Consider the following 24,199-nt stretch of genomic DNA (forward strand, 5'->3'; position numbering starts at 1 on the left):
GGGCCTACTTCCCGCACCGGGTGACCTATCACCCGACCTGCCACTCGCTGCGGATGCTTGGCGTCGGCGACCGTCCGATGCGACTGCTCCAGCACGTGCGCGGGATCCGGTTGGTGGAGCTCGACGCGGCCGAGGAGTGCTGCGGGTTCGGTGGGACGTTCGCGGTCAAGAACGCCGACACGTCGATCTCGATGGGGTTCGACAAGGTTCGTCATGCGCGGGACACCGGTGCGGAAGAGGTCGTCAAGGTCAAGTCGATGACGACGCAGGAGGTCGAGCTCAACGAAGCCCTTGCAGCACAAGGGATCTCGGCGTGGGAGACCGACCTGGCCGAGCTCATAGTGCAGCTCGGAGACGACCTGCCGTCGCACATCCTGGTCCCCGCGATCCACCGCAACCGCGCCGAGATCCGCGAGATCTTCCGCTCCAAGATGGCTGCGGCGGGGCGCCCGGCGCCGGCCGACCTCACCGACGAACCGGCAATGCTGGCGGGGGCGGCTCGGCTGCACCTGCGTGAGAAGTTCCTCCGCGCCAGGGTCGCGGTCTCGGGAGCCAACTTCGCTGTCGCAGAGACCGGGACGCTGGTGGTCGTCGAGTCCGAGGGCAACGGCCGGATGTGCCTGACCCTCCCGGAGGTGCTGGTCAGCGTGGTCGGGATCGAGGAGCTCGTCCCGACCTTCGCCGACCTCGACGTCTTCCTGCAGCTGCTCCCCCGGTCGAGCACGGGGGAGCGGATGAACCCGTACACCTCGATGTGGACCGGCGTCACCCCGGGAGACGGTCCGCAGGAGGCGCACGTCGTCCTGCTCGACAACGGCCGGACCAACGTGCTTGCGGACGAGGTCGGCCGTCAGGCGCTGCGGTGCATCCGGTGCTCGGCCTGCCTCAACGCCTGCCCGGTCTACGAGCGGACCGGCGGGCACGCATACGGGTCGGTCTATCCCGGCCCCATCGGCGCGATCCTCACCCCGCTCCTCAAGGGGGTCGGGCACGACGCGCAGGTTGACTCGCTGAAGAATGCCTCGTCGCTCTGCGGCCGCTGCTACGAGGTGTGCCCGGTGCGCATCGACATCCCCGAGGTCCTGGTCCACCTGCGCGCGAAGGTGGTCGACGCCCACCGCGACGGCCGTCCGAAACCTCAGGACCTGGCGATGAAGGCCACCGCCTTGCTCTTCGCCAGCGGCACGCGGATGCGGTATGCCGTCAAGGCCGGCTCCGTCGCGAACCGGGTCATCACCCCGTTCAGCCGGCGCACCCTGCCCGGCGGTCGCCCGGCGATCGGTCACCTGCCCGGCCCGGGGGCGTCGGCGTGGAGCGGGGCCCGGGACCTGCCCGCGCCACCTCGCGAGTCGTTCCGCGCGTGGTGGAAGGCGACGAACGGGGCCGCGACGACGGTTTGCGCCCTCCAGGTGGGGCGCCGTGACGGCCCGCGACGACATCCTCGCTCGGGTCCGCTCCGCCTTGAGCGGCGCAACACGAGAGGTGCCGGCTGCGTCCGACGATGTGGTGGCTGGGGCTACCGAAACGTCGGACGCAACGCCCTCCGCAGGAGCCAGTGATCTCGGTGACCTCGTCGGCCTGTTCGTCGAACGCGTCGAGGACTACCGCGCCGTCGTCGTACGCTGCGGGCCAGCCGACGTGGCTGTCGCCGTCCGCGACGGTCTGGGGGACGCGCGACGCGTCCTGGTGCCAGCAGGGTTTCCCGACGGTTGGCTACTCGCTCTCGACGACCTGGTCGAACGCGTCGCGGACACCGACCTGACCGCATACGAGCTGGACGAGGTGGACGCAGTGGTCACGACGGCCACGGTCGGGATCGCAGTGACCGGCACGATCGTGCTCGACCACCGGCCCGGTCAGGGCCGTCGGGCGCTCAGCCTGGTCCCCGACCGGCACGTCTGCGTCGTGACCTCCGACCGGGTCGTCGCCGACGTACCCGACGGCGTTCGCGCCCTCGACCCGCTGCGTCCGCTTACCTGGATCAGCGGACCCAGCGCCACCAGTGACATCGAGCTCGACCGCGTCGAAGGTGTCCACGGCCCACGCAACCTGCGCGTCGTTGTCGTCGACGTCAGCTGATCGCGATCGGGCCAGGTCGTGAACAGGCCCTGGACCAGCTGTCCCGGCGCCTGCTCGACACCGATAGGTTCTGGGCCATGGGACCGTCAGCGGCGACGTCGCTCTCCGAGGCCGACCTCGACTTCCTCGTCGGCCAGACCACTTCACTCGTGGAGTTCGCGACCCGATCCGTCCATCCGGACGGCGGCTTCGCCTGGCTCGACGACGAGGGACGCCCGTTGCTCGACCGGCCCGTCGAGCTGTGGATCTCCTGCCGCATGCTGCACGTCCTGGCCCTCGCCGAGATCCTCGGCGACAGCTCGCTGGCTCCCCTGGTCGACTCCGGCGTCGCCGCGCTCACCGGCCGCCTGCGCGACGGGGAGTACACCGGCTGGTTCGCCTCGGTCTCGTCGGCACCCGACACGCTTGGTTCCGAGGCCGGTTCCGAGGCCGGCTCCACGCCCGTCGATGACTCGAAGCAGACGTACGCCCACGCGTTCGTCGTCCTGGCTGCCGCATCGGCCGCCGCGGCCGGACACGAGGCGGCCCGACCCCTGCTCGACGAGGCGCTCGTCGTCTTCGACCGGCACCTGTGGCAGGCCGCCGACGGGATGGTCGTGGACGGGTGGAACCGGGCGTTCACCGAGCTCGATCCTTATCGTGGGGTCAACGCCAACATGCACACCGTCGAGGCGCTCCTCGCGGCCCACGACGTCACCGGCGACGAGATCCACCTGCAGCGGGCGCTGACTATCACCAGCCGCGTAGTCCACAGCTTCGCGGCCGGCAACGGCTACCGGCTCCCCGAGCATTACGACGAGCAGTGGCAGGCCATACCGGACTACAACCGCGACCAGCCTCGCGACCGTTTCCGCCCCTACGGCGTCACCATCGGCCACTTGCTGGAGTGGGCCCGCCTGGCGCTGCACGTGCGCTCCGCACTGGAACGGGAGGGCATCCCGACTCCCGACTGGCTCCTGGCCGACGCCACGGCGCTGTTCGAGCGAGCCGTCGAGGACGGCTGGCAGCAGTCGTCCGACAACATTTCCGACAACACCACGGACAACACCACGGAGGGGTTCGTCTACACGACCGACTTCGACGCCAACCCCGTCGTCCCCGACCGACTGCATTGGGTCGTCGCGGAGGCTATCGCCACGGCCTGGACGCTGGCCCTGCTGACCGGCGACCCCGCATACCGCCAGTGGTTCGACCGGTGGGTCGAGCATGCGCGGACCTACTTCGTCGACGAGGTCCACGGCTCCTGGCACCACGAGCTGGACGAGCAGAACCACCCGTCCAGCAACGTCTGGGAAGGCAAGCCGGACGTCTACCACGCCTACCAGGCGATGCTCCTGCCGCGGCTCGGCGAGGTGACCTCGTTTGTCGACGGCGCCACCCGGCTGGTGCCGTGACAGGGGCGTTCCCGCTGCGCCGGCGATTTCTTGGGCACCGGCTCGAACGTGTAGTCTCGCGGTCGCACGACCGGGCGTCAGCGCTTCGGGGGTCACCCCGAGATGACTGGGCCCGCGCCCCAGTAGCTCAGTCGGCAGAGCGTTTCCATGGTAAGGAAAAGGTCTAGGGTTCGATTCCCTACTGGGGCTCTGGTCGTCCGGTTGTCCGTTCCGCGGCGCACCGGCCGGCCCACAGGGCGGGGTAGCTCAGCTGGTTAGAGCGCACGACTCATAATCGTGAGGTCGCGGGATCGAGCCCCGCTCCCGCTACGCAGGCGCACGGATTTCCGGTATGCCGCTCCGCTCGCGTAACCTGGGCCGTTGCCTCCGCAGCGGTGCCCACTCGCGCCTGCCGGAACATCCACCTCTCGTCCTCGCAAAGGAACCTCCACCGTGGCCAGCAAGAGCGCCGACGTCCGTCCCAAGATCACCATGGCGTGCGTGGACTGCAAGAACCGCAACTACATCACCAAGAAGAACCGTCGGAACAACCCGGACCGGCTCGAGCTGGCGAAGTTCTGCCCCAACTGCGGCAAGCAGACCTCGCACCGCGAGACACGCTGAGCCGCGACCTCGGCGCACCAGCATTGCCCCGCCCCCTCGGCCCACCGGCCAGGGGGCGGTCGCTGTTGGTGCCCATGCCGGTGACAGACTCGCGGGAGTGAGCGACGAGCGGCCGCCGGACAGGCGCGCCGAGCCCGTCCGGATCGAGGTGGACCCGCTCGAGCCTGACCCGGCCGACGCCCCGGAGCAGGCGGCCGGCCTGCTCGGTCTGCTCAGCCGGCAGGCCGTCGACACACGACCGCTGCGCATCCCCGCCTACCGCCGGATCCTGATCGGTCAGGGGACCTCGTTCATCGGCTCGATGCTGACCCAGGTCGCCGTACCGGTCCAGGTGTGGGCCCTGACCCACTCAACGCTCGCCGTGGGGTTGGTGGGCTTCGCCGGGCTGGTGCCGATCGTCCTGTTCGGCCTCTACGGCGGTGCGATTGCCGATGCCGTCGACCGTCGGCTGCTCACCCTGTGGTCCTCGATCGGCGTCTGGCTGGTCACACTGGCCCTGCTCGTGCAGACGCTGCTCGACGTGCGCAGCGTCGGGCTGATCCTCGTCCTGGTCGCATTCCAGTCGGCCGCCTTCGCGATCTCCTCGTCTGCGCGCGGGGCGATCATCCCGCGCCTGGTCGAGACCGACCTTGTCCCGGCGGCCAACACCCTCAACTTCACCGTCGGCAACGTCGGCCAGGTCATCGGCCCGCTCATCGCCGGAGTGCTGCTCATCCTCCCGAACGGCTACGCCCTCGCCTACGCCGCCGACGCCCTGTTGTTCACCGCCGCCCTCTACGCCGTGCTGCGGCTACCGCCGATCCCACCGCAGGGCGAGGTCCAGCGTCCGGACATGCAGGCCGTCCTCGAGGGCCTGAAGTTCATCGCGACCCGACCCGTCCTGGTCATGAGCTTCGCCGTCGACATCGTCGCCATGGTGCTGGCCATGCCACGCTCGTTGTTCCCCGCGGTGGCCGACCTCCGTTTCGACGGCAACGTCGGGCCGCTGTACGCCGCGATCGCCATCGGGGCGGTGATCGCCGGGCTCTCATCCGGCTGGATCGGCCGGGTCAAGCGGCAGGGCCGCGCACTCACGATCGCGATCGTCGGCTGGGGCGGCTCGGTCGCCCTCTCGGGCCTGGCCGGCCAGCTCTGGCTGGTCGTCGCCCTGCTGGCGCTCGCGGGCGCCTTCGACCTGGTCAGCGCCGTCTACCGGCAGACCATCCTGCAGACGTATGCCCCCGACGAGATGCGCGGGCGGATGCAGGGCGTGTTCATCGCGGTCGTGGCGGGCGGCCCTCGCCTCGGTGATGTCCGGGCGGGCGCGACGGCCGCCGTCACGTCGCCCACCTTCTCGTGGGTCGCCGGCGGCGTCGCGTGCATGGCGGTCGTGGCCGTCACGGGGATGCTGGTGCGCCCGTTCTGGCACTACGACACCGAGGACACCATTGCCCCCCAGACCGGCACCTGACCCGCGCCCGAGGGTCGTAATAGGGTCATGGTCATGCCGGTCAACGCCTCCTTCGTCGGACGGACCTACCCGCCCACCGAGCCCTATGCCGTCGGCTCGGCCAAGATCCGCGAGTTCGCCGAGGCGGTCGGCTCCGCCGATGCGGCGCACACCGATGCCTCCGTCGCGCGGGCCCGCGGCTACCGCGACGTCATCGCCCCGCCGACCTTTGCCGTGCTCATTGCCATGCAGTGCGACAAGCAGTTCGTGGCCGATCCGGAGGCGGGCATCGACTACAGCCGGGTCGTGCACGGCGAGCAGAAGTTCGTCCACCACCGTCCGCTGATGGCCGGGGACGAGGTCGTTGCCGTTCTGCACGTCGACGCGGTCAAGGCTGCCGGCGGCCACACGATGGTGCAGACGCGGACCGAGCTCAGCGCCGACGGAAAAGACGTCTGCACGGCCACGTCGACCATCGTGATCCGAGGCGGGGAGTGATGACCGACACGCTCACCCTCCAGACCGTCGAGGTGGGGCAGACCCTGCCCCCCAAGACCGTGCACATCGAGCGGGCGACCCTGGTGCAGTACGCCGGGGCTTCCTTGGACCGCAACCGGATTCACTGGGACGAGCGGTTCGCCACCTCCGTCGGCCTTCCCGATGTCATCGCTCACGGGATGTTCACGATGGGTTCGGCCGTGACGGTCGTCACCGAGTGGGTGGGTGACGCGGGTCGCGTCGTCGAGTACTCCGTGCGGTTCACCAAACCTGTGGTCGTGCCTTATGACGGCGGGGCGGACGTTGTCGTCGAGGGCGTCGTCACACGCGTGGACACCGACACCGGGCGGGCCACCGTCGAGCTGTCGGCGCGGTGCGGGGAGGACAAGGTGCTGGGACGGGCCCTGGCCGTCGTCCGGCTCGACTGACGCCCGGTGGTGGAGGAACAGGGGGCGCTGCTCTCCGGACTGACGACCATGCGCGTCGGGGGGCCTGCCCAACGGCTGGTACGCGTGAGCACGACCGACGAGCTGGTCGACGCCGTTCGTGAGGTCGACGAGGCGGACGAGCCGCTGCTCGTCCTCGGCGGAGGGTCCAACCTCGTCGTCGCCGACGAGGGCTTCGCCGGCACCGTCGTCCGAGTCGAGACCAGCGGCATGCGAACCGAGTCCGACGACCGCTGCGGGGGCGCCAACGTACGCGTCGCCGCGGGTGAGGTGTGGGACGACGTCGTGGCGCAGGCGGTGGACGAAGGGTGGGCCGGCATCGAGGCGCTCTCCGGCATCCCCGGGTCGACCGGTGCAACCCCGATCCAGAACGTCGGCGCCTACGGGCAGCAGGTCGCGGACACGGTCGCGCAGGTTCGCGTGTGGGACCGCGGGCAGTCGCAGGTCCGGACGTTCTTCGGCGCGGACTGCGGGTTCTCCTACCGGGACTCGCGGTTCAAGAGCGGCGACGGCAAGGGCGTCCACAGCGGGCGTTACGTCGTGCTCGACGTGCTCTTCCAGCTGCGCGTAGCGGACCTGTCCGAGCCACTCGCCTACGCCGACCTCGCCCGCGCGCTCGACGTCCCCCAGGGCAGCCGCGTGCCCCTGTCACAGGCGCGGGAGGCAGTCCTGGACCAGCGCCGGCGACGGGGGATGGTCCTCGACGCCGACGACCCCGACACGTGGAGCTGCGGGTCGTTCTTCACCAACCCGGTGCTCTCCGAGACCGAGATGCACGCGTTGCGGCACCGGGTCCGTGAGCGGTTGGGGTCGGCGGACGCCGGCCTGCCGGTCTGGCCGGAGGGCGGCGGCCGCAAGACCAGCGCCGCGTGGTTGATCGAGCGGGCCGGGTTCGGCAAGGGGCACGGGCTGCCCGGGCCGACTGCGCTGTCGGGCAAGCACACGCTCGCGGTGACCAACCGCGGATCCGCCACGGCCGCCGAGGTCGTCGCGCTCGCCCGTGAGATCCGCGACGGGGTGCAGGACGCCTTCGGCGTGCGGCTCGTCAACGAGCCGGTGTTGGTCGGACTGACGCTCTGAAGGTCAGCGCAGCCGGCGTAGGTCAGCCCTCCAGGGTGATGGAGAACGTGCGTTCGGCGAAGGTCTGGGAGCTGCCGCTCACCTTCGACGCCGGTCGCTTGTAGTCCAGGACGAGCTTCGGCGCGGCCCTGGGGTCGACCTTGAAGACCATCCACCCGGTGACGGCGTCGCCGGTGCTCGCGCTGTCGGGCAGCAGTGCCCAGCCACCCGTCGTCAGCGCCCCGTCGACGAGGTTGTCGGGGGCGTTTGCGAGCGTGCCTCCGGTGTTGATCGTGAAGTCCTGTTTGGAGACCGGGATCGTGTAGGTCTTCGACGGGGTCCAGGTCATCTCGACGGCGACCAGCTCGTACGCCTGCGCCGAGGCGTTGTAACCGGCTGGCCAGGGCAGCTGCCGGGCGATCCGTCTCACCGCTGTCGACTGGCCCAGCTCGGGGTCGATGATGGTCTGGTTGACGTCGGTGAACGCTGTCGGAAGCGCAGTCGCGGCCGCGGTTGACGGGCTGGAGGCCGTGGTTCCGCTGGGGGTGGTCGTGGGGGCCGGCGTCGTAGTCGAGGCAGCGACCGTGCTGGTCGGCCCTGTGGTGCCGTCGGGGTCGCTGTCGGCGGGACCGTTCGCGCACCCGGCCAGCAGCAGGACGGCGGCCGGAACCAACGCCAGAGCGGGTCTCATGGCGAACAGGGTGCCCCGACGCATCCACGCAGACCAAATCCGCGCGCTCGCTGCGTTCCACCCGACCGGACTCACCTCTTGCCCGTCCGAACTCGTCTCGTCACGGGTTCCAGGGGCGTCGAGGGCCGGATAACCGGCACAAACGTGAGTCCGGTCGGGAGGGTTGGGCAGTCAGGGGGCTGCAGACAGCCAGGCGTCGATGTCGCGGAGCGCGTCGGTGCGCACCTCGGTCGGCGCTCTGCTGCCCGTCACGCTCTGCCGGGCCAGCTCGGCCAGCTCGCCGTCCGAGAAGCCGAGGTCCTCGCGGGCCATGGTGTACTGGTCGGCTAGCCGCGTGCCGAACAACAACGGGTCGTCGGCGCCCAGCGCGACGGGTATGCCGGCGGCGACGATCGTGCGCAGCGGGACGTCCTCGGGTTGGGGATAGACCCCGAGCGAGACGTTGCTGCCGGGACACACCTCGAGGGTGACCCCCGACTCGGCGACGCGGTCGAGTGCCCAGGCGTCCTCGCTCGCGCGGACCCCGTGCCCGATCCGGTCGGGGGCGAACATGGCCAGGGTGTCGACGACCGACATCGGCCCGAGCAGCTCGCCGCCGTGGGGGACCAGCGCGAGCCCGCCGCGCCGCGCGATCTCGAACGCGGGGACGAAATCGACGAGCGCGCCGCGCCGCTCGTCGTTGGATAGCCCGAACCCGACGACCGTGCCCGGTCCCGAACCGGCATACCGCACCGCGAGGCGGGCGAGCGTACGAGCGTCGAATGGGTGCCGGATCCGACTGGCCGCAACGACGACTCCTACCCCTGTTCCGGTGTCGGCAGAGGCGCGAGCGGCCTCGTCGAGCACGATCTCCAGGGCGGGGGTGATCCCGCCGACGTAGGGGGCGTAGGACGAGGGCTCGACCTGGATCTCCAGCCACCGGGACCCTTCCGCCGCGTCGTCCTCGGCGGCCTCGCGCACGATCCGCCGCATGTCCACCTCGCCGCGAACGCAGGCGCGGGCGACGTCGTAGAGGCGCTGGAAGCGGAACCAGCCGCGCTCGTCGGTCGCGTGGAGGTGCGGCGGCCAGTCCTGCGTCAGGGCGTCGGGCAACCGCAGCCCGTGACCGCGGGCGAGGTCGGCGAGAGTGTCGATCCGCATCGAACCCGTGAAGTGCAGGTGCAGGTGGGTCTTGGGAAGTGCGGCCACGTCACGCTGCCCGTCGCTCTGCCCGTCGCTCTGCCCGCCGCTCAGCCCGTCGCTCTGCCCGCCGCTCAGCCCGTCCCTCAGCGCCGCCATGGCGCCACTGTGGCAGACCTGACGGGCCTGGCTGCTCATGGCCTGAGCTGGTTGAGCTGGTTGAGCTGGTGTTGCTCTGTCGGCGGTTCGGCCTAACGTCGTGGGGATGAGGCAGGCCTTCGTCGTCCCGTTCACGTCCGACCTCGAGTTCGTGGAGCTCGCCGAGCTGGCCGAGGCGCGCGGCTGGGACGCGGTGCTGTCCTGGGAAGCCGTCTACCGGCACGACGCCTGGGCCCTGCTGGCGGCCGCTGCCGTGCGGACCTCCCGCATCCGGCTCGGCACCCTCATCACACCCGTTGCGCGCTACCGACCGTGGGACCTCGCCCAGTCCGTCGCGACGGTGGACCGGTTGTCGGGCGGTCGGGTCGTTCTCGGCGTCGGGCTGGGTGCCGTCAACGCCAACTGGCGCTCTTTCGAACCCGACCTCGGCCGTGCGACGCGGGCCCGACAGGTCGACGAGGGCTTGGAGGTGTACGCCGGTCTGCTCGCGGGCCAGCCCTACGAGTACCAGGGCGAGTTCTGGTCGGTTCGTCCGGTCACCGAGCTGGCGCCGACTGCTCCGGTCCAGCGGCCGCATCCGCCCGTCTGGGTGGTGGGCGCGTTGGTCCCCGGTCGGGAGCGGCAGCTGTCGCTCGAGCGGGCGGCGCGGTGGCAGGGTGTCTTCCCGGCGCTCGTGGGTGACGCGGAGGGCAGCTCGGGCCTGACCCTTGACGCGCTCGGCGAGATCGTCGAGCGGCTCAGGACGCTGCGTTCCGAGGCCGGCCTGCCGTGGGAGGGCTATGACGTGGTCGTCGAGGGAGACAGCCACGGCGACTTCGGCGACGTCCACGGCTCACCCGAACCCTGGGCCGCGGCCGGTGCCACCTGGTGGGTGGAGAGCTGGTGGGACCTCCCGGAGGGACCGCAGGGGGTAGCCGAACTGCGCCGCCGCGTCGAGCTCGGGCCGCGTCAGTTCGGCGGTCAGCTCGGCGGTCGACCGAGTGGTCCACCCTCGCAAGCGGCGACCTAGCGTTCGTCGGCTGAGGCGAGCGAGTCGAGCTCGTTCATCTCGTCCTCGTCGCGGATCGCGTCCGCCACTGCCTCCGTGAGCTCCTCGTTCTCGTCAGCCTCGTCATCGGCGCCCAAGGGCGCGAACGCGGTGGCGTCCGACTCGATGTGCATGGCCGCCTCCTCGGCAGAGGCTCCCGCGCCGTCGATGCCCACGTCCTCGGCGACCTCGTCCTTCTCGTCGTCCTCGCCGGAACCCTCGTCCGGTGCAACCAGCCTCCCGGAGCGCCGGCCCGAGTCGCCGACGAAGTCGTCCTCCGCCCGGATGGCGTCGGGGTCGTCGCCGCCGACCTTCTCCTCGTCGAGGTCGTCGAGGCCGGATTCGTTGTCCGGGGCGCCGTAGGCCGAGTCCGGGTCCGGGACCTCCTGCCTGATGCGCTGCTCGATCGTCTCGTCCTGCGACTGCTCCCAGGCCGTCGTCCCCCAGGCCAGCGAGCCGCGAGCCCGGTCCGGCGGCGAGTACCCCTCGTCCAGGACGTCTTTCACGCCGTTCTCGTCACCCGTACCGATCAGGGTGTCCTCGGGCTGGAGCTGGTCGTCGTCGTCGAGCGAGTAGCTGCCCGTGTCGGTGTTCAGCTCCTCGCCGCTGTAGCTCTCGTCGCTCATCCCGTCACTCTGCCAGACGGTCCAGCCGCCTTCGGTGAGTGGTCGACTTCGGTTGGTCTGACGGCCTCATGACGACCGATCTTGACCACTCGAGGCAACGCTTGCGCCGGTCAAACTCCGATGGCGAGCTTCTCCGCGGCGGCCAATGCCACACAGGTGCCCACCCCGGCCATCGCCGTCTCGACCTCGGCCAGCACGGGGAACGTCGGGGCTAGCCGGATGTTGCGGTCGCGAGGGTCCCGGCGATAGGGAAACGACGACCCGGCGGGCGTCAGTGCGATCCCGGCCTCCTTGGCGAGCGCCACCACCCGAGAGGCAGTGCCGTCGAGAACGTCGAGGTTGACGAAGTACCCGCCCATCGGCCGGTTCCACTCGGCCACGCCGAGCCCGGAGAGCGCCGCGGTCAGCGCGGTGTCCACGGCGGCGAACTTGGGGGCGAGGATCTCGCGGTGCCGGCGCATGTGGTCACGGACCCCGTCGGGCGAACCGAAGAACTCCACGTGGCGCAGGTGGTTGACCTTGTCCGGTCCGATCGAGGCCATCGAGAGGTGTCGGAGGTACCACGCCTTGTTCTCCAGCGACGCCGCCATGACCGCCACCCCAGAGCCGGCGAAGGTAATCTTCGAGGTCGAGGCGAACATGATCGGGCGGTTCGCCTGGCCCGAGGCGGCGGCCAGGGTCAGCGCGTCGGCGCTCTTGGCCTCATCCTCGGTCAGGTGGTGGAAGGCGTACGCGTTGTCCCAGAAGATCCGGAAGTCCGGCGCCGCGGTCGGCATCGACACCAGGGCGGCCGCGACCTCCTGTGACACGACGGCGCCAGAGGGGTTCGCGTAGGTCGGGACGACCCAGATCCCCTTGACGCTCGGGTCGCCGCGGACCAGCTCGGTCACCGCCGCGACGTCGGGCCCGTCCGCGTTCATCGGGACGTTCACCATCTCGACCCCCAGCTCCGCGAGCATCGAGAAGTGCCGGTCGTAGCCGGGCACGGGGCAGACGAACCTGACCGTCTCCTCCTGGGCCCATGGCCGTGGGGACTCTGGGGCGCCGAAGAGCATGAGGTAGGCCATGACGTCCCACATCATCGTCAGACTGGAGTTGCCCCCGCAGACCACCTGCTCGGTCTCGACCCACAGCAGCTGCGCGAAGATCTCCCTCAGCTCGACCAGACCGTCCAGCCCGCCGTAGTTGCGCACGTCCGCCCCGGCCCGGTCCTTGGTGGTCGAGGGCAGCGAGAGCAACGCGTCCGAGAGGTCGAGCTGGGCGCTCGACGGCTTGCCTCGGGTGAGGTCGAGCGACAGCCCGCGGGCCTTGAGGACGGCATACTCCTCGCGCCGTCCGTGCAGGAACGCCTCGAGCTGGTCGGCGGAGAGCGAGGCGAGCGGGACGGAGCGGGCAGGGGCGGTCGGCTGGCCGGTCACCCCAGCATCCTTCCACTCCACCTCACCTCGACTACATCGCGGTTCGCTTCGGCACGGCGCGGTCCCGTATGCTGTTTCCTCGGTGGTCGTGGCTGCCATGCCCCGGCATGCCCGCCAGACCGTCTGCGGTTCGTCCCGTCGCACAGCCAAGGGAATGGACCGCGTAGGGCAGTGGCTCAATTGGTAGAGCTCCGGTCTCCAAAACCGGCGGTTGGGGGTTCGAGTCCCTCCTGCCCTGCGCTGCACACCGGATGCAGGAGCACAGAGGAGTACAGAGCAGCACGGACAAGCGCAGAGCAGCACCGGCAAGCACGGACAAGCGCAGACGATCAGGACAGCAGGAAGTGGGAGAGTAGTGACCGAGACGAGCGCGGGGTCCCGCGACTCCGGTCGAGCGACGCGCAAGCGGCCTCAGGAGGGCAACGTGGTCAGCCGGGCATGGCGCTCGCTCGCGCTGTTCGTCAGCCAGATCCTCGACGAGCTGCGCAAGGTGGTGCGGCCGACTGGACGCGAGCTGGTCAACTACACCGGCGTCGTCATCGTGTTCGTCATGGTGATCATGGGGATCGTCGCGGCCCTGGACCTCGTGTTCCACCGGCTGGTCCTGCTCATCCTCGCGGGTTGACGCGCGACCACCTCATCGACCGCACGACAGAACGCATGAAGGAAGCAGGCAGCAGCGTGTCCGAGAACGACACCAGCACCACCACGACCACTCACGAGGCCGGCGAGCCCACTGAGACCACTGAGCCCTACACGGACTTCGGCAGCTTGGATGCGGCCGAGACGGTGCACACCGTCGACGTCGACGCAGCCCAGGCGATCGCGGACTACGACCGGGAGGTCGACGCGGCCGCGGTGGCGGACGCCGAGTCTGCCGACGCCGAGCCCGCCGCTCCCGTCGACCCCGTCGAGGAATACAAGCGTGGTCTGCGCGCTAAGGACGGCGACTGGTACGTCGTGCACTCCTACGCCGGCTACGAGAAGCGGGTCAAGACCAACCTCGAGACCCGCATCGTGTCCCTCAACATGGAGGACTTCATCTTCGAGATCGAGGTCCCGATGGAGAAGGTCACCGAGATCAAGAACGGCCAGAAGAAGATCGTCGACCGCGTCCGGATGCCTGGCTACGTCCTGGTCCGGATGGAGCTCACCGACGAGAGCTGGGGCGCCGTGCGCCACACGCCGGGCGTGACCGGGTTCGTGGGCAACGCCCACCAGCCCGTGCCGCTCAGCCTCGACGAGGTCTTCACCATGCTCGCTCCCGACCTCGAGACTCCGGAGTCGGCCGCCTCGGGCGGCAGAGGTGGCGCCAAGGCCAAGGAGATCCAGGTCGTGGACTTCGAGATCGGCGAGTCCGTCACCGTCATGGAAGGCCCGTTCGAGACCCTCCCCGCCAGTATCTCCGAGATCAACCCCGACACCCAGAAGCTCAAGGTGCTCGTCTCCATCTTCGGCCGGGAGACCCCTGTGGAGCTGTCCTTCAGCCAGGTCTCCAAGATCTGAAACCCTGGGGGGACTCCCCCCATGAACCGCCAACCCCCGGGTCCACAACGTCCCGGGTTGTGCAACCGGGTCATCGCCCACGGCGTAGGCCTACCACCACCAGAAAGCGAATCCCCATGCCTCCCAAGAAGAAGCGGATCTCCGGCTTCATCAAGCTGCAGATCAACGCCGGTGCGGCCACCCCCGCGCCCCCCGTCGGACCGGCCCTCGGCCAGCACGGCGTCAACATCATGGAGTTCGTCAAGGCCTACAACGCCGCGACGGAGTCCCAGCGTGGCAACGTCATCCCCGTCGAGATCACCGTCTACGAGGACCGTTCGTTCACCTTCGTCACCAAGACCCCGCCGGCCGCCGAGCTGATCAAGAAGGCTGCCGGCGTACCCAAGGGGTCGGGCGAGCCGCACAAGACCAAGGTCGCGACCCTCACGGCAGACCAGGTCCGCAGCATCGCCGAACAGAAGATGGAGGACCTCAACGCGGGCGACATCGAGGCCGCCGCCAAGATCATCGCCGGCACCGCCCGGTCGATGGGCATCAACACCCCGGGCTACTGAGGTCCTCCTCACTAGTGACAGGCATACCGCCCGGTATGCCTCGTGGCAGGACCAGCGCTGGTCCGCACCACATCTCCACACCAGCACCACCGCAGCACCGCTGCGGGAACCAAGGAGCGAGTCATGAAGCGCAGCAAGGCCTACAACGCCGCGTCCGAGAAGATCGACGCCGCCAAGGTGTACAGCCCCCTCGAGGCCGTCCGCCTGGCGAAGGGCACCAGCCTCACCAAGTACGACGCGACGGTCGAGGTCGCTATGCGCCTCGGCGTCGACCCCCGCAAGGCCGACCAGATGGTCCGTGGCACGGTCAACCTCCCGCACGGCACCGGCAAGACCGCCAAGGTCCTCGTCTTCGCCAACGCCGAGAAGGCCCAGGCCGCTCGTGACGCCGGCGCCGACTACGTCGGTTCCGACGACATGCTCGAGAAGGTGTCCGGCGGGTGGCTCGACTTCGACGCCGTCGTCGCAACGCCCGACATGATGGGCAAGGTCGGCCGACTCGGCAAGGTCCTCGGTCCCCGTGGCCTGATGCCGAACCCCAAGACCGGCACCGTGACGATGGACGTGGCCAAGGCGGTCACCGATATCAAGGGTGGCAAGATCGAGTTCCGCGTCGACAAGCATGCGAACCTCCACTTCATCATCGGCAAGGTCTCGTTCGACGAGAAGTCGCTCGTCGAGAACTACGCGGCGGCCCTCGAAGAGGTGCTGCGTCTCAAGCCCAGCTCCTCCAAGGGTCACTACATCGAGAAGGCCACGATGGCGACGACGATGGGCCCGGGCATCCCCCTGGACTACCGCCGCACCCGCAACCTGCTCGTCGAGGACACCGATCAGCGGGTGGACGCCCAGGCCTGAGCACCGCGGGTGTCAGCCGCGTCGTAACGGGGCGTGGTACCCCTTCAGTCCGTCTAGTGTTGACCGGCCCACCGCAGGGAGTGGGTGCGAGTCGACAGACCGCGTCACATCGAGACAGTCAGATCGATACAGTCAGATCGATACAGGGGACCCATCACATGAAGCGCACCGTCATCGCCGTCGTCACTCTCAGCGGCGCACTGGCCCTCGCTGGCTGCGGATCCAGCAGCCCGACGACCACGGCCCAGCCCTCGACCAGTGTTTCCAGCGCGTCGACCGGCTCGGGCACGACCAGCACGACCAGCACGCCCAGCGCTGCCGTCACGCCGGGCGCGACGAGCGACGCAGCGGAGCTCGGGAAGCGGATGGGGGCGGCCATGGTCGCCGCCAAGAGCGGCAAGGGCACCCTGTCGATGTCGTCATCGGCGGTCAACCTGACCGGCACCACACAGTTCGTCTACACCTCGCCGACCCAGGCCGACACGACGGCGAGCATGGCGATGATGGGGATCAACCTGCAGGTCGTCTCCGTCGGCGGCGTCATCTACATGAAAGGCCTGCCGACCCAGCTCACCGGCGGTAAGGAATGGGTCAAGGTCGACCCGAAGGGCACCGACGCGATGAGCAAGGCCATGCGCGAGGGTGGCTCCACCGCCGGTGACCCGCAGACCATGGTCGACGCACTCAAGGGCGGGACGGCGACGGTTGTGGATACCAACGGGGGCAACACGCATTACAAGATCACCGGGATCACCGGGATCGCCGGCTCGGGTGCGACTGGCACAACGGGCGCAACCATGGACCTCACCGTGGACAGCAAGGACCTGCCCGTGAAGTCAGTCGTCGAGTCGTCTGGGACCAAGGTCACGGTCGACTACAGCGACTGGGGTACCCCCGTCATCGTGACGGCGCCCCCGGCCGACCAGGTCGGCACAATGTCTGCCCCCAAGAGCTGACCCGACCAGCTGACTCGAGCACGGTGCCCCGGTCGTTTTGACCGGGGCACCTGCGCTCCGTACACTGGGAGACGACCACAGACCGCCGGTTGTCCGGGGACCCGCTCGCGCGGGTCTCTGACCGAAGGTCCGCACCAGGTGCGGCAACCAGCGCAGGCCACGAACGAGACGGCATACCAGCGCGTATGCCTCGAACCCCGTGCGCTTGCGCCGGGGCTTCTTCTTTGTCCGGAACGCTTCAGACCGTGCGGTCCCAGCACCACCACCATCAAGGAGGCGCAGATGGCCAACGCCGAGAAGACAGCGGCTGTTGCCGAGCTCGCGGACCGCTTCCGCAACTCGGGTGCAGCCGTGTTGACGGAGTACCGCGGTCTCACCGTGAAGCAGCTGAGCGCGCTGCGCAGCACCCTCCGTGGGCACGCCACGTTCGCCGTGGTGAAGAACACCCTCACCGAGCTCGCCGCCAAGGAGGCCGGAGTCACGGCCTTCGACGGTCAGCTCCAGGGCCCGTCGGCTATCGCCTTCGTCACCGGTGACCCGGTCGAGGCGGCCAAGGGCCTGCGGGACTTCGCCAAGGCCAACCCCCTCCTCGTCATCAAGGGCGGCGTCCTCGACGGCAAGCCCATGAAGGCCGAGGAGATCACCAAGCTCGCGGACCTCGAGTCCCGCGAGGTTCTTCTCGCCAAGCTGGCCGGCGCCATGAACGCCTCGCTCAGCAAGGCGGTCTACCTCTTCGCCGCGCCGTTGTCCCAGAGTGCCCGTCTCATCGACGCGCTCCGGGCCAAGGTCGAGGCCGAGGGAGGTTCGGCGGCTGCGCCCGAAGATGCTCCGGCATCGGACGACGCGGCTGCACCCCAGGACGTCGCCGAGGGTGGCGACCAGAGCTGAGTGGGCGGCCGTCCGGCCAGCCACTCCTCTCGAGACTCAACACACACGCCACTCACGGCAAGAACAGGAAGGAACGCCACCATGGCGAAGCTCAACACCGACGAGCTCCTTGACGCTTTCAAGGAGATGACCCTGATCGAGCTCTCCGAGTTCGTCAAGCAGTTCGAAGACACCTTCGGCGTCACCGCCGCCGCGCCGGTCGCCGTTGCGGCTCCGGGTGCCGGTGGCGCAGCCGCCGCCCCCGAGGTCGAGGAGCAGGACGAGTTCGACGTCGTCCTCGAAGCCGCCGGCGACAAGAAGATCCAGGTCATCAAGGAGGTGCGCGCCCTGACGAGCCTCGGCCTCAAGGAAGCCAAGGACCTCGTCGACGGCGCCCCCAAGGCCGTTCTGGAGAAGGTCGACAAGGCCGCTGCAGAGAAGGCCAAGGACCAGCTCGAGGCTGCCGGCGCGACCGTCACCCTCAAGTAGCTCTGAGGCTGCGGCGCCCCTCAGATCGTTGAGGGGCGCCGCTGCTGTAGGCCCTTACGCGCATACCGGTCGAAAGTCGGCGTGTCGGCGGCCATCTCGGCCGGGACGCCGAGTTTCGGCCGTTATGCGTTCTGGCTAGGCTGACGGCCGATGTATCACGCGACGGCCGCTTTCGACGAGGGGATGCTGGACGTCGGCGACGGTCAGCTCCTGCACTTTCAGGTGCGGGGCGCCCCCCAGGGCAAGCCGGCGGTATGCCTGCACGGCGGACCGGGGTCTGGTGCGACGGCCTCGTTGGCCAGGTTCCTCGACCCCGCTCGCTACCGGGTCGTCCTGGTCGACCAGCGCGGGGCCGGACGCAGTACGCCGTCGGCGGCCGACCCGGCCACCGACATGAGTGTCAACACGACGAGCCACCTCGTCGCGGACCTCGAGCGGCTGCGCGAGCACCTCGACATCCAGAGGTGGCTTGTCCTCGGCGTCTCGTGGGGCTCGACGCTCGGCCTCACCTATGCGCTCGCGCACCCTAAGCGCGTCAGCGAGATGGTCCTGTTCGCCGTCACCACGACCCGGGCGCGCGACGTCGAGTGGTTCACCCGAGGGGTTGGTCGCTTCTTCCCCGAGGCACACGAACGGTTCGTCGCCGCCCTGCCGCCGCAGGAGCGCGACGGCAACCTCGCCGAGGCATACGCGCGGCAGCTCGCCGCTGGCCCGTCGAAGGTGAGGGACGACGCGGCCCGGGCCTGGTGCGACTGGGAGGAAGCGGTCGTCGCCCTCTCGCAGGACGAACCGCCGAACCCCCGGTACGCCGACCCGACGTTCCGTTACAGGTTCGCCCGCACGGTGACGCACTACTTCGCGAACGCGGGTTTCCATCCCGACGACGCGATCGTGGGGCACCTCGACCGGCTCGCCGGCATCCCCGGCGTCCTCGCGCACGGGCGGCTCGACCTGGCCGGTCCGGCTGACACCGCGTGGGAGGTCGCCCGTGGCTGGCCGGACGCCCAGCTGCACATCGTCGCCGGCGTCGGTCACGCCGGGGCGGACGCGATGAACTCGGTGGTCCTCGCGGCGACGGACCGCTTCGCAGGCTCCTGACCAGCGACGATGCGGCGCGTCCGGCGACCAGCGGACGCATACCGGAGCGGGGTGCTTGACGTGCGCCCCACGAGGGTCCATAGTCGTCCCGTTCTCGACAGGTCCGTCTGGGCCGGCGCGCCGTTCGGCGCCCACCGACGTGGTTTGACTCGATTGGACTTCCATGCCCTGAGTGGCTAGGGTGAGTCTTTGCGCTGCCTCCGCCTGCCGCCCTCCCTCGACTCGAGCGCTTCGTGGTGCCCGGACCACTGGTCCTGGCACATTCACCATGACGATGTGGTGATCACGCCGACGACGTCGATCTCTGGGGTGCCAAGGGCGCGGACAACGCTGACATCATAAGTTCAGTAAGGCCCGTGGAAGGACCCTCGTTGGCTGCCTCGCGCACCTCGTCCCAGAATGTGTCCACCGCACGGACGGCCTCAGGCCGTCTGTCCTTCGCGCAGATCCGCGAACCGCTGGAGGTTCCAGACCTCCTGGCTCTCCAGACGGAGAGCTTCGACTGGCTGCTCGGAAACGAGCGCTGGCAGGCCCGTGTGGCCGAGGCCAAGGCCTCCGGTCGCACCGACGTCCCCGACCGCTCCGGACTCGAGGAGATCTTCGAGGAGATGTCCCCCATCGAGGACTTCTCCGGCTCGATGTCCCTCTCGTTCCGGGACCACCGGTTCGAAGAGACACGCAAGACGATCGAGTCGTGCAAGGAGCGTGACCAGACCTACGACGCCCCGCTGTTCGTCACCGCGGAGTTCATGAACACCAACACCGGTGAGATCAAGAGCCAGACCGTGTTTATGGGTGACTTCCCGCTGATGACCGAGCGCGGCACCTTCATCATCAACGGCACCGAGCGTGTCGTCGTCTCTCAGCTCGTGCGCAGTCCGGGCGTCTACTTCGAGCGCACCGCCGACAAGACGTCCGACAAGGACATCTACACCGCCAAGGTGATCCCGAGCCGCGGTGCCTGGCTGGAGTTCGAGATCGACAAGCGCGACATGGTCGGCGTACGCGTCGACCGCAAGCGCAAGCAGTCGGTCACCGTGCTGCTCAAGGCGCTCGGCTGGACCGAGGCGCAGATCCTCGAGGAGTTTGGCGACTACGAGTCGATGCGACTCACCTTGGAGAAGGACCACACCCAGGGTCAGGATGACGCCCTGCTCGACATCTACCGCAAGCTGCGCCCGGGCGAGCCCCCGACGCGTGAGGCGGCGCAGACGCTGCTCGACAACCTCTACTTCAACTCCAAGCGCTACGACCTCGCCAAGGTCGGTCGCTACAAGCTGAACAAGAAGCTCGGCACCGAGGCCCCGCTGGCGGCGTCCACGCTGTCCCTCGACGACATTGTCGCCACGATCAAGTTCATCGTCACGCTGCACGCCGGCGAGACGACCATGAAGGGCCGTCGCGACGGCCACGACGCCGACATGCGCGTCGAGGTCGACGACATCGACCACTTCGGCAACCGTCGCCTGCGCAGCGTCGGCGAGCTCATCCAGAACCAGGTCCGCACGGGCCTGTCCCGGATGGAGCGGGTCGTCCGCGAGCGGATGACGACCCAGGACGTCGAGGCGATCACGCCGCAGACCCTGATCAATATCCGGCCCGTGGTGGCCAGCATCCGGGAGTTCTTCGGGACCTCGCAGCTGAGCCAGTTCATGGACCAGAACAACCCGCTGTCCGGCCTGACCCACAAGCGTCGGCTGTCTGCTCTCGGCCCGGGTGGTCTGTCCCGTGACCGCGCCGGCATGGAGGTCCGTGACGTCCACTCGTCGCACTACGGCCGCATGTGCCCGATCGAGACCCCTGAAGGCCCGAACATCGGCCTGATCGGCTCGCTCGCGTCCTACGGGCGGATCAACGCGTTCGGCTTCGTCGAGACCCCCTACCGCAAGGTGACCAAGGGCAAGGTCAGCGACGAGGTGGACTACCTCACCGCCGACGAGGAGGACGAGCACGTCATCGCCCAGGCGAACGAGCCGCTCACCGCCGACAGCCACTTCGGCAACGAGCGCGTCCTGGTTCGCACCAAGGGCGGCGAGGTCGAGTACATCCCGGGCGCCGACGTCGACTACATGGACGTCTCCGCACGACAGATGGTCTCGGCAGCGACCGCGCTCATCCCCTTCCTCGAGCACGACGACGCCAACCGGGCGCTGATGGGCTCGAACATGCAGCGTCAGGCGGTGCCGCTCGTCAAGTCCGAGGCTCCGCTGGTCGGCACCGGCATGGAGTTCCGTGCCGCGCTCGACTCCGGAGACGTCGTCATGGCCGCCAAGGCCGGCGTCGTCACCGAGGTGAGCGCCGACCTGGTCACCGTCGCGAACGACGACGGGACGACGCAGACCTACCGGATCGCCAAGTTCGACCGGTCCAACCAGGGCAACTGCTACAACCAGATCGTCGTCGTCGACGAGGGTGCCCGCCTCGAGGTCGGCTCGGTCATCGCCGACGGTCCCGCCACCGAGGGTGGCGAGATGGCGCTCGGTCGCAACCTGCTCGTGGCGTTCATGCCGTGGGAGGGCCACAACTACGAGGACGCGATCATCCTCAGCCAGCGTCTGGTGCAGGACGACGTCCTCTCCTCGATCCACATCGAGGAGCACGAGGTCGACGCCCGCGACACCAAGCTCGGCCCCGAGGAGATCACCCGGGACATCCCCAACGTCTCCGAAGAGGTCCTTGCGGACCTCGACGAGCGCGGGATCATCCGGATCGGCGCGGAGGTCCGCGACGGAGACCTGCTCGTCGGCAAGGTCACGCCCAAGGGCGAGACCGAGCTGACGCCGGAGGAGCGCCTGCTGCGCGCCATCTTCGGTGAGAAGGCCCGCGAGGTCCGCGACACGTCACTCAAGGTGCCCCACGGCGAGACCGGCACGGTCATCGGCGTCAAGGTGTTCGACAAGGACGAGGGCGACGACCTGCCCCCGGGTGTCAACCAGCTCGTCCGGGTCTATGTCGCCAACAAGCGCAAGATCACCGACGGCGACAAGCTGGCAGGCCGGCACGGCAACAAGGGCGTCATCTCCAAGATCCTGCCGATCGAGGACATGCCGTTCCTCGAGGACGGGACCCCCGTCGACGTCGTACTCAACCCCCTTGGCGTTCCCGGCCGGATGAACGTCGGCCAGATCCTCGAGCTGCACCTCGGTTGGGCCGCTTCGCGCGGTTGGAAGATCGAGGGGTCGCCCGACTGGGCACTGCCTATCCCGAAGGACGCCTGGGAGGCGCCCGCCGGGAGCCGGGTCGCCAGCCCCGTCTTCGACGGTGCGGGTGAAGACGTCATCACCGGGTTGCTCGACTCCACCCTGAAGACCCGTGACGACGTGCGCCTGATCGACCACTCGGGCAAGGCGCTGCTCTTCGACGGCCGCTCCGGCGAGCCGTTCCCCGAGCAGGTGTCGGTCGGCTACATGTACATCCTCAAGCTCCACCACCTCGTCGACGACAAGATCCACGCTCGCTCGACGGGTCCCTACTCGATGATCACCCAGCAGCCGCTCGGCGGTAAGGCCCAGTTCGGTGGCCAGCGTTTCGGGGAGATGGAGGTCTGGGCGCTCGAGGCATACGGCGCGGCCTACACGCTGCAGGAGCTGCTGACCATCAAGTCCGACGATGTCCCCGGCCGCGTGAAGGTCTACGAGGCGATCGTCAAGGGCGAGAACATCCCCGACTCCGGCATCCCCGAGTCCTTCAAGGTCCTCCTGAAGGAGATGCAGTCGCTGTGTCTCAACGTCGAGGTCCTGTCCTCCGATGGTCAGACCATCGAGATGAAGGAAGCGGACGAGGACGTCTTCCGCGCGGCGGAGGAGCTCGGCATCGACCTGTCCCGGCGGGAGCCCAGCTCGGTCGAAGAGGTATGAAAGATCCAAGCGAGCTCAAGCGAGTGAGCATCTTTCACACCGGTGGAACAGTCGGGCGCGGCCCGTCCGCGCTTGACTGCGCTTCACCCACGAACGGAACTTTCATGGCATACGAAAGTAAGGAAGCACGAAGTGCTGGACGTTAACTTCTTTGACGAGCTGCGTATCGGCCTCGCCACCGCTGACGACATCCGTCAGTGGAGTCACGGTGAGGTGAAGAAGCCGGAGACCATCAACTACCGCACCCTCAAGCCGGAGAAGGAGGGCCTGTTCTGCGAGCGCATCTTCGGTCCCACCCGCGACTGGGAGTGCAACTGCGGTAAGTACAAGCGGGTCCGGTTCAAGGGCATCATCTGTGAGCGCTGCGGCGTCGAGGTGACCCGGGCCAAGGTCCGTCGTGAGCGGATGGGCCACATCGAGCTCGCCGCTCCCGTCACCCACATCTGGTACTTCAAGGGTGTCCCGAGCCGGCTCGGCTACCTCCTGGACCTGGCTCCGAAGGACCTCGAGAAGGTCATCTACTTCGCGGCCTACATGATCACGTCGGTCGACGTGGACCAGCGCCACCAGGACCTGCCCTCGCTCGAGGCGCAGATCCAGGTGGAGAAGAAGGAGCTGGAGAACCGTCGTGACGCCGACGTCGAGGGCCGGGCCAAGGTGCTCGAGCGCGACCTCGGCGAGCTCGAGGCCGAAGGTGCCAAGGCGGACGCCAAGCGCAAGGTCCGCGAGTCGGCCGAGCGCGAGATGAACAACATCCGCAAGCGCGCCGACCAGCAGATCGAGCGTCTGGAGCAGGTCTGGGACCGCTTCAAGAACCTCAAGGTCCAAGACCTCGAGGGCGACGAGGTGCTCTACCGCGAGATGCGCGACCGGTTCGGTCTCTACTTCGAGGGCGGGATGGGCGCCGCAGCGATCCAGCGACGGCTGCAGACCTTCGACCTCCAGGGTGAGATCGAGATCCTGCGCGAGATCATCGCGACCGGTCGGGGCCAGAAGAAGACCCGGGCGCTGAAGCGCCTCAAGGTGGTCTCGGCCTTCACCACGACGACCAACAGCCCCACCGGCATGGTCCTCGACTGTGTCCCCGTCATCCCGCCGGACCTGCGCCCGATGGTGCAGCTCGACGGTGGCCGGTTCGCGACGTCCGACCTCAACGACCTCTACCGCCGCGTCATCAACCGCAACAACCGCCTCAAGCGGCTGTTGGACCTCGGCGCGCCGGAGATCATCGTCAACAACGAGAAGCGGATGCTCCAGGAGGCCGTCGACTCGCTGTTCGACAACGGCCGCCGCGGTCGTCCGGTCACCGGCCCGGGCAACCGGCCGCTGAAGTCGCTGTCCGACATGCTCAAGGGCAAGCAGGGCCGGTTCCGCCAGAACCTGCTCGGCAAGCGCGTCGACTACTCCGGCCGTTCGGTCATCGTCGTCGGCCCGCAGCTCAAGCTGCACCAGTGCGGTCTGCCCAA

At 68.8% G+C, this 24,199-nt stretch carries 22 protein-coding genes, 3 tRNA genes and 1 pseudogene; 22 read left to right on the forward strand and 4 right to left on the reverse strand.

What is annotated here, in order from left to right:
• The 10 genes from ABI385_RS06920 to ABI385_RS06965 all read left to right on the forward strand — a co-directional run.
• Window positions 1–1,559, forward strand: a 1,559-nt coding sequence (locus ABI385_RS06920) for an LUD domain-containing protein (RefSeq protein WP_348103014.1), incomplete at its 5' end; no start/stop codon positions are given.
• Complete coding sequence (locus tag ABI385_RS06925) at window positions 1,507–2,079, forward strand: LUD domain-containing protein (RefSeq protein WP_348103015.1); 573 nt, start codon at window positions 1,507–1,509, stop codon at window positions 2,077–2,079. The genes ABI385_RS06920 and ABI385_RS06925, both read left to right, overlap by 53 nt.
• A 77-nt stretch (window positions 2,080–2,156) precedes the next feature.
• Window positions 2,157–3,473 (forward strand): AGE family epimerase/isomerase, encoded by a 1,317-nt coding sequence (locus ABI385_RS06930; RefSeq protein WP_348103016.1) that lies wholly within the window; start codon window positions 2,157–2,159, stop codon window positions 3,471–3,473.
• 116 nt (window positions 3,474–3,589) lie between these two features.
• A tRNA-Thr gene (locus tag ABI385_RS06935) sits at window positions 3,590–3,662 on the forward strand.
• A 46-nt stretch (window positions 3,663–3,708) separates the two neighbouring features.
• Window positions 3,709–3,782 (forward strand) — tRNA-Met (locus ABI385_RS06940).
• A gap of 123 nt (window positions 3,783–3,905) precedes the next feature.
• Complete coding sequence (rpmG, locus tag ABI385_RS06945) at window positions 3,906–4,076, forward strand: 50S ribosomal protein L33 (RefSeq protein ID WP_348103017.1); 171 nt, start codon at window positions 3,906–3,908, stop codon at window positions 4,074–4,076.
• Between the two features lie 97 nt (window positions 4,077–4,173).
• The gene (locus ABI385_RS06950; RefSeq protein WP_348103018.1) at window positions 4,174–5,526 is read left to right on the forward strand and encodes an MFS transporter; all 1,353 of its coding nucleotides are present in this window, start codon (window positions 4,174–4,176) and stop codon (window positions 5,524–5,526) included.
• 33 nt (window positions 5,527–5,559) lie between these two features.
• On the forward strand, window positions 5,560–6,003 hold the full coding sequence (locus ABI385_RS06955) for a MaoC family dehydratase N-terminal domain-containing protein (RefSeq protein ID WP_348103019.1): 444 nt from the start codon (window positions 5,560–5,562) through the stop codon (window positions 6,001–6,003).
• Window positions 6,003–6,431, forward strand: a complete 429-nt coding sequence (locus ABI385_RS06960) for a MaoC family dehydratase (protein WP_348103020.1) — start codon at window positions 6,003–6,005, stop codon at window positions 6,429–6,431. Before ABI385_RS06955 ends, ABI385_RS06960 begins: the two co-directional genes overlap by 1 nt.
• A gap of 6 nt (window positions 6,432–6,437) precedes the next feature.
• Window positions 6,438–7,529 (forward strand): UDP-N-acetylmuramate dehydrogenase, encoded by a 1,092-nt coding sequence (locus tag ABI385_RS06965; RefSeq protein WP_348103021.1) that lies wholly within the window; start codon window positions 6,438–6,440, stop codon window positions 7,527–7,529.
• A gap of 22 nt (window positions 7,530–7,551) precedes the next feature.
• On the opposite strand, the gene ABI385_RS06970 is transcribed toward ABI385_RS06965, so the two are convergent.
• Together ABI385_RS06970 and ABI385_RS06975 are read right to left on the reverse strand one after the other, a co-directional pair.
• Window positions 7,552–8,199 (reverse strand): hypothetical protein, encoded by a 648-nt coding sequence (locus ABI385_RS06970; protein ID WP_348103022.1) that lies wholly within the window; start codon window positions 8,197–8,199, stop codon window positions 7,552–7,554.
• A 171-nt stretch (window positions 8,200–8,370) separates the two neighbouring features.
• Entirely contained in the window at window positions 8,371–9,516 is a 1,146-nt protein-coding gene (locus ABI385_RS06975; protein ID WP_348103023.1) for an adenosine deaminase, read from the reverse strand.
• 67 nt (window positions 9,517–9,583) lie between these two features.
• Between ABI385_RS06975 and ABI385_RS06980 the strand changes: the two genes are divergently transcribed.
• Window positions 9,584–10,486: an LLM class flavin-dependent oxidoreductase gene (locus ABI385_RS06980; protein WP_348103024.1), complete on the forward strand. Its 903-nt coding sequence runs from the start codon at window positions 9,584–9,586 to the stop codon at window positions 10,484–10,486.
• Here ABI385_RS06980 and ABI385_RS06985 read toward each other — a convergent pair.
• A complete protein-coding gene (locus tag ABI385_RS06985; RefSeq protein ID WP_348103025.1) occupies window positions 10,483–11,130 on the reverse strand; it encodes a DUF5709 domain-containing protein in 648 nt (215 codons plus the stop codon). The two genes, ABI385_RS06980 and ABI385_RS06985, sit on opposite strands and share 4 nt — an antisense overlap.
• A 110-nt stretch (window positions 11,131–11,240) precedes the next feature.
• The gene (locus tag ABI385_RS06990) at window positions 11,241–12,548 is read right to left on the reverse strand and encodes an aminotransferase class I/II-fold pyridoxal phosphate-dependent enzyme (protein WP_348103026.1); all 1,308 of its coding nucleotides are present in this window, start codon (window positions 12,546–12,548) and stop codon (window positions 11,241–11,243) included.
• Window positions 12,549–12,713: 165 nt separating this feature from the next.
• Here ABI385_RS06990 and ABI385_RS06995 point away from each other — a divergent pair.
• From ABI385_RS06995 to ABI385_RS07045, 11 genes and pseudogenes are all read left to right on the forward strand, one after another.
• Window positions 12,714–12,786 (forward strand) — tRNA-Trp (locus tag ABI385_RS06995).
• A gap of 117 nt (window positions 12,787–12,903) precedes the next feature.
• Entirely contained in the window at window positions 12,904–13,173 is a 270-nt protein-coding gene (gene secE / locus ABI385_RS07000) for a preprotein translocase subunit SecE (RefSeq protein WP_348103027.1), read from the forward strand.
• On the forward strand, window positions 13,170–14,054 hold the full coding sequence (nusG, locus tag ABI385_RS07005) for a transcription termination/antitermination protein NusG (RefSeq protein ID WP_348103028.1): 885 nt from the start codon (window positions 13,170–13,172) through the stop codon (window positions 14,052–14,054). The genes secE and nusG overlap by 4 nt, the downstream gene beginning before the upstream one ends.
• A 116-nt stretch (window positions 14,055–14,170) precedes the next feature.
• A complete protein-coding gene (gene rplK / locus ABI385_RS07010; protein ID WP_348103029.1) occupies window positions 14,171–14,608 on the forward strand; it encodes a 50S ribosomal protein L11 in 438 nt (145 codons plus the stop codon).
• A 123-nt stretch (window positions 14,609–14,731) separates the two neighbouring features.
• Entirely contained in the window at window positions 14,732–15,466 is a 735-nt protein-coding gene (gene rplA / locus ABI385_RS07015; protein WP_348103030.1) for a 50S ribosomal protein L1, read from the forward strand.
• A 158-nt stretch (window positions 15,467–15,624) separates the two neighbouring features.
• A complete protein-coding gene (locus ABI385_RS07020) occupies window positions 15,625–16,422 on the forward strand; it encodes a hypothetical protein (RefSeq protein WP_348103031.1) in 798 nt (265 codons plus the stop codon).
• 282 nt (window positions 16,423–16,704) lie between these two features.
• Window positions 16,705–17,310 (forward strand): 50S ribosomal protein L10, encoded by a 606-nt coding sequence (rplJ, locus tag ABI385_RS07025; protein WP_348103032.1) that lies wholly within the window; start codon window positions 16,705–16,707, stop codon window positions 17,308–17,310.
• An 81-nt stretch (window positions 17,311–17,391) separates the two neighbouring features.
• Window positions 17,392–17,778 (forward strand): 50S ribosomal protein L7/L12, encoded by a 387-nt coding sequence (gene rplL / locus ABI385_RS07030; protein WP_348103033.1) that lies wholly within the window; start codon window positions 17,392–17,394, stop codon window positions 17,776–17,778.
• Between the two features lie 150 nt (window positions 17,779–17,928).
• On the forward strand, window positions 17,929–18,876 hold the full coding sequence (pip, locus tag ABI385_RS07035) for a prolyl aminopeptidase (protein WP_348103034.1): 948 nt from the start codon (window positions 17,929–17,931) through the stop codon (window positions 18,874–18,876).
• Between the two features lie 371 nt (window positions 18,877–19,247).
• Window positions 19,248–22,733 carry a DNA-directed RNA polymerase subunit beta gene (gene rpoB, locus ABI385_RS07040; RefSeq protein ID WP_348103035.1) on the forward strand — a complete coding sequence of 1,162 codons (3,486 nt, stop codon included), beginning with the start codon at window positions 19,248–19,250 and terminating at the stop codon, window positions 22,731–22,733.
• Between the two features lie 132 nt (window positions 22,734–22,865).
• Window positions 22,866–24,199 (forward strand): annotated as a pseudogene (locus ABI385_RS07045) (DNA-directed RNA polymerase subunit beta'); the annotation flags it as partial.

Origin of the sequence: Lapillicoccus sp. (genome assembly GCF_039935575.1) — a bacterium.
GTDB lineage: Bacteria > Actinomycetota > Actinomycetes > Actinomycetales > Dermatophilaceae > Lapillicoccus.

Coding starts and splice junctions, on each gene's coding strand:
- rplK (WP_348103029.1), top strand. CDS start 14,171: ATGCCTCCCAAGAAGAAGCGGATCTCCGGCTTCATCAAGCTGCAGATC.
- ABI385_RS06955 (WP_348103019.1), top strand. CDS start 5,560: ATGCCGGTCAACGCCTCCTTCGTCGGACGGACCTACCCGCCCACCGAG.
- ABI385_RS06985 (WP_348103025.1), bottom strand. CDS start 11,130: ATGAGCGACGAGAGCTACAGCGGCGAGGAGCTGAACACCGACACGGGC.
- ABI385_RS06960 (WP_348103020.1), top strand. CDS start 6,003: ATGACCGACACGCTCACCCTCCAGACCGTCGAGGTGGGGCAGACCCTG.
- ABI385_RS06930 (WP_348103016.1), top strand. CDS start 2,157: ATGGGACCGTCAGCGGCGACGTCGCTCTCCGAGGCCGACCTCGACTTC.
- ABI385_RS07020 (WP_348103031.1), top strand. CDS start 15,625: ATGAAGCGCACCGTCATCGCCGTCGTCACTCTCAGCGGCGCACTGGCC.
- rplA (WP_348103030.1), top strand. CDS start 14,732: ATGAAGCGCAGCAAGGCCTACAACGCCGCGTCCGAGAAGATCGACGCC.
- pip (WP_348103034.1), top strand. CDS start 17,929: ATGTATCACGCGACGGCCGCTTTCGACGAGGGGATGCTGGACGTCGGC.
- rplL (WP_348103033.1), top strand. CDS start 17,392: ATGGCGAAGCTCAACACCGACGAGCTCCTTGACGCTTTCAAGGAGATG.
- rplJ (WP_348103032.1), top strand. CDS start 16,705: ATGGCCAACGCCGAGAAGACAGCGGCTGTTGCCGAGCTCGCGGACCGC.
- ABI385_RS06975 (WP_348103023.1), bottom strand. CDS start 9,516: ATGAGCAGCCAGGCCCGTCAGGTCTGCCACAGTGGCGCCATGGCGGCG.
- ABI385_RS06970 (WP_348103022.1), bottom strand. CDS start 8,199: ATGAGACCCGCTCTGGCGTTGGTTCCGGCCGCCGTCCTGCTGCTGGCC.
- ABI385_RS06980 (WP_348103024.1), top strand. CDS start 9,584: ATGAGGCAGGCCTTCGTCGTCCCGTTCACGTCCGACCTCGAGTTCGTG.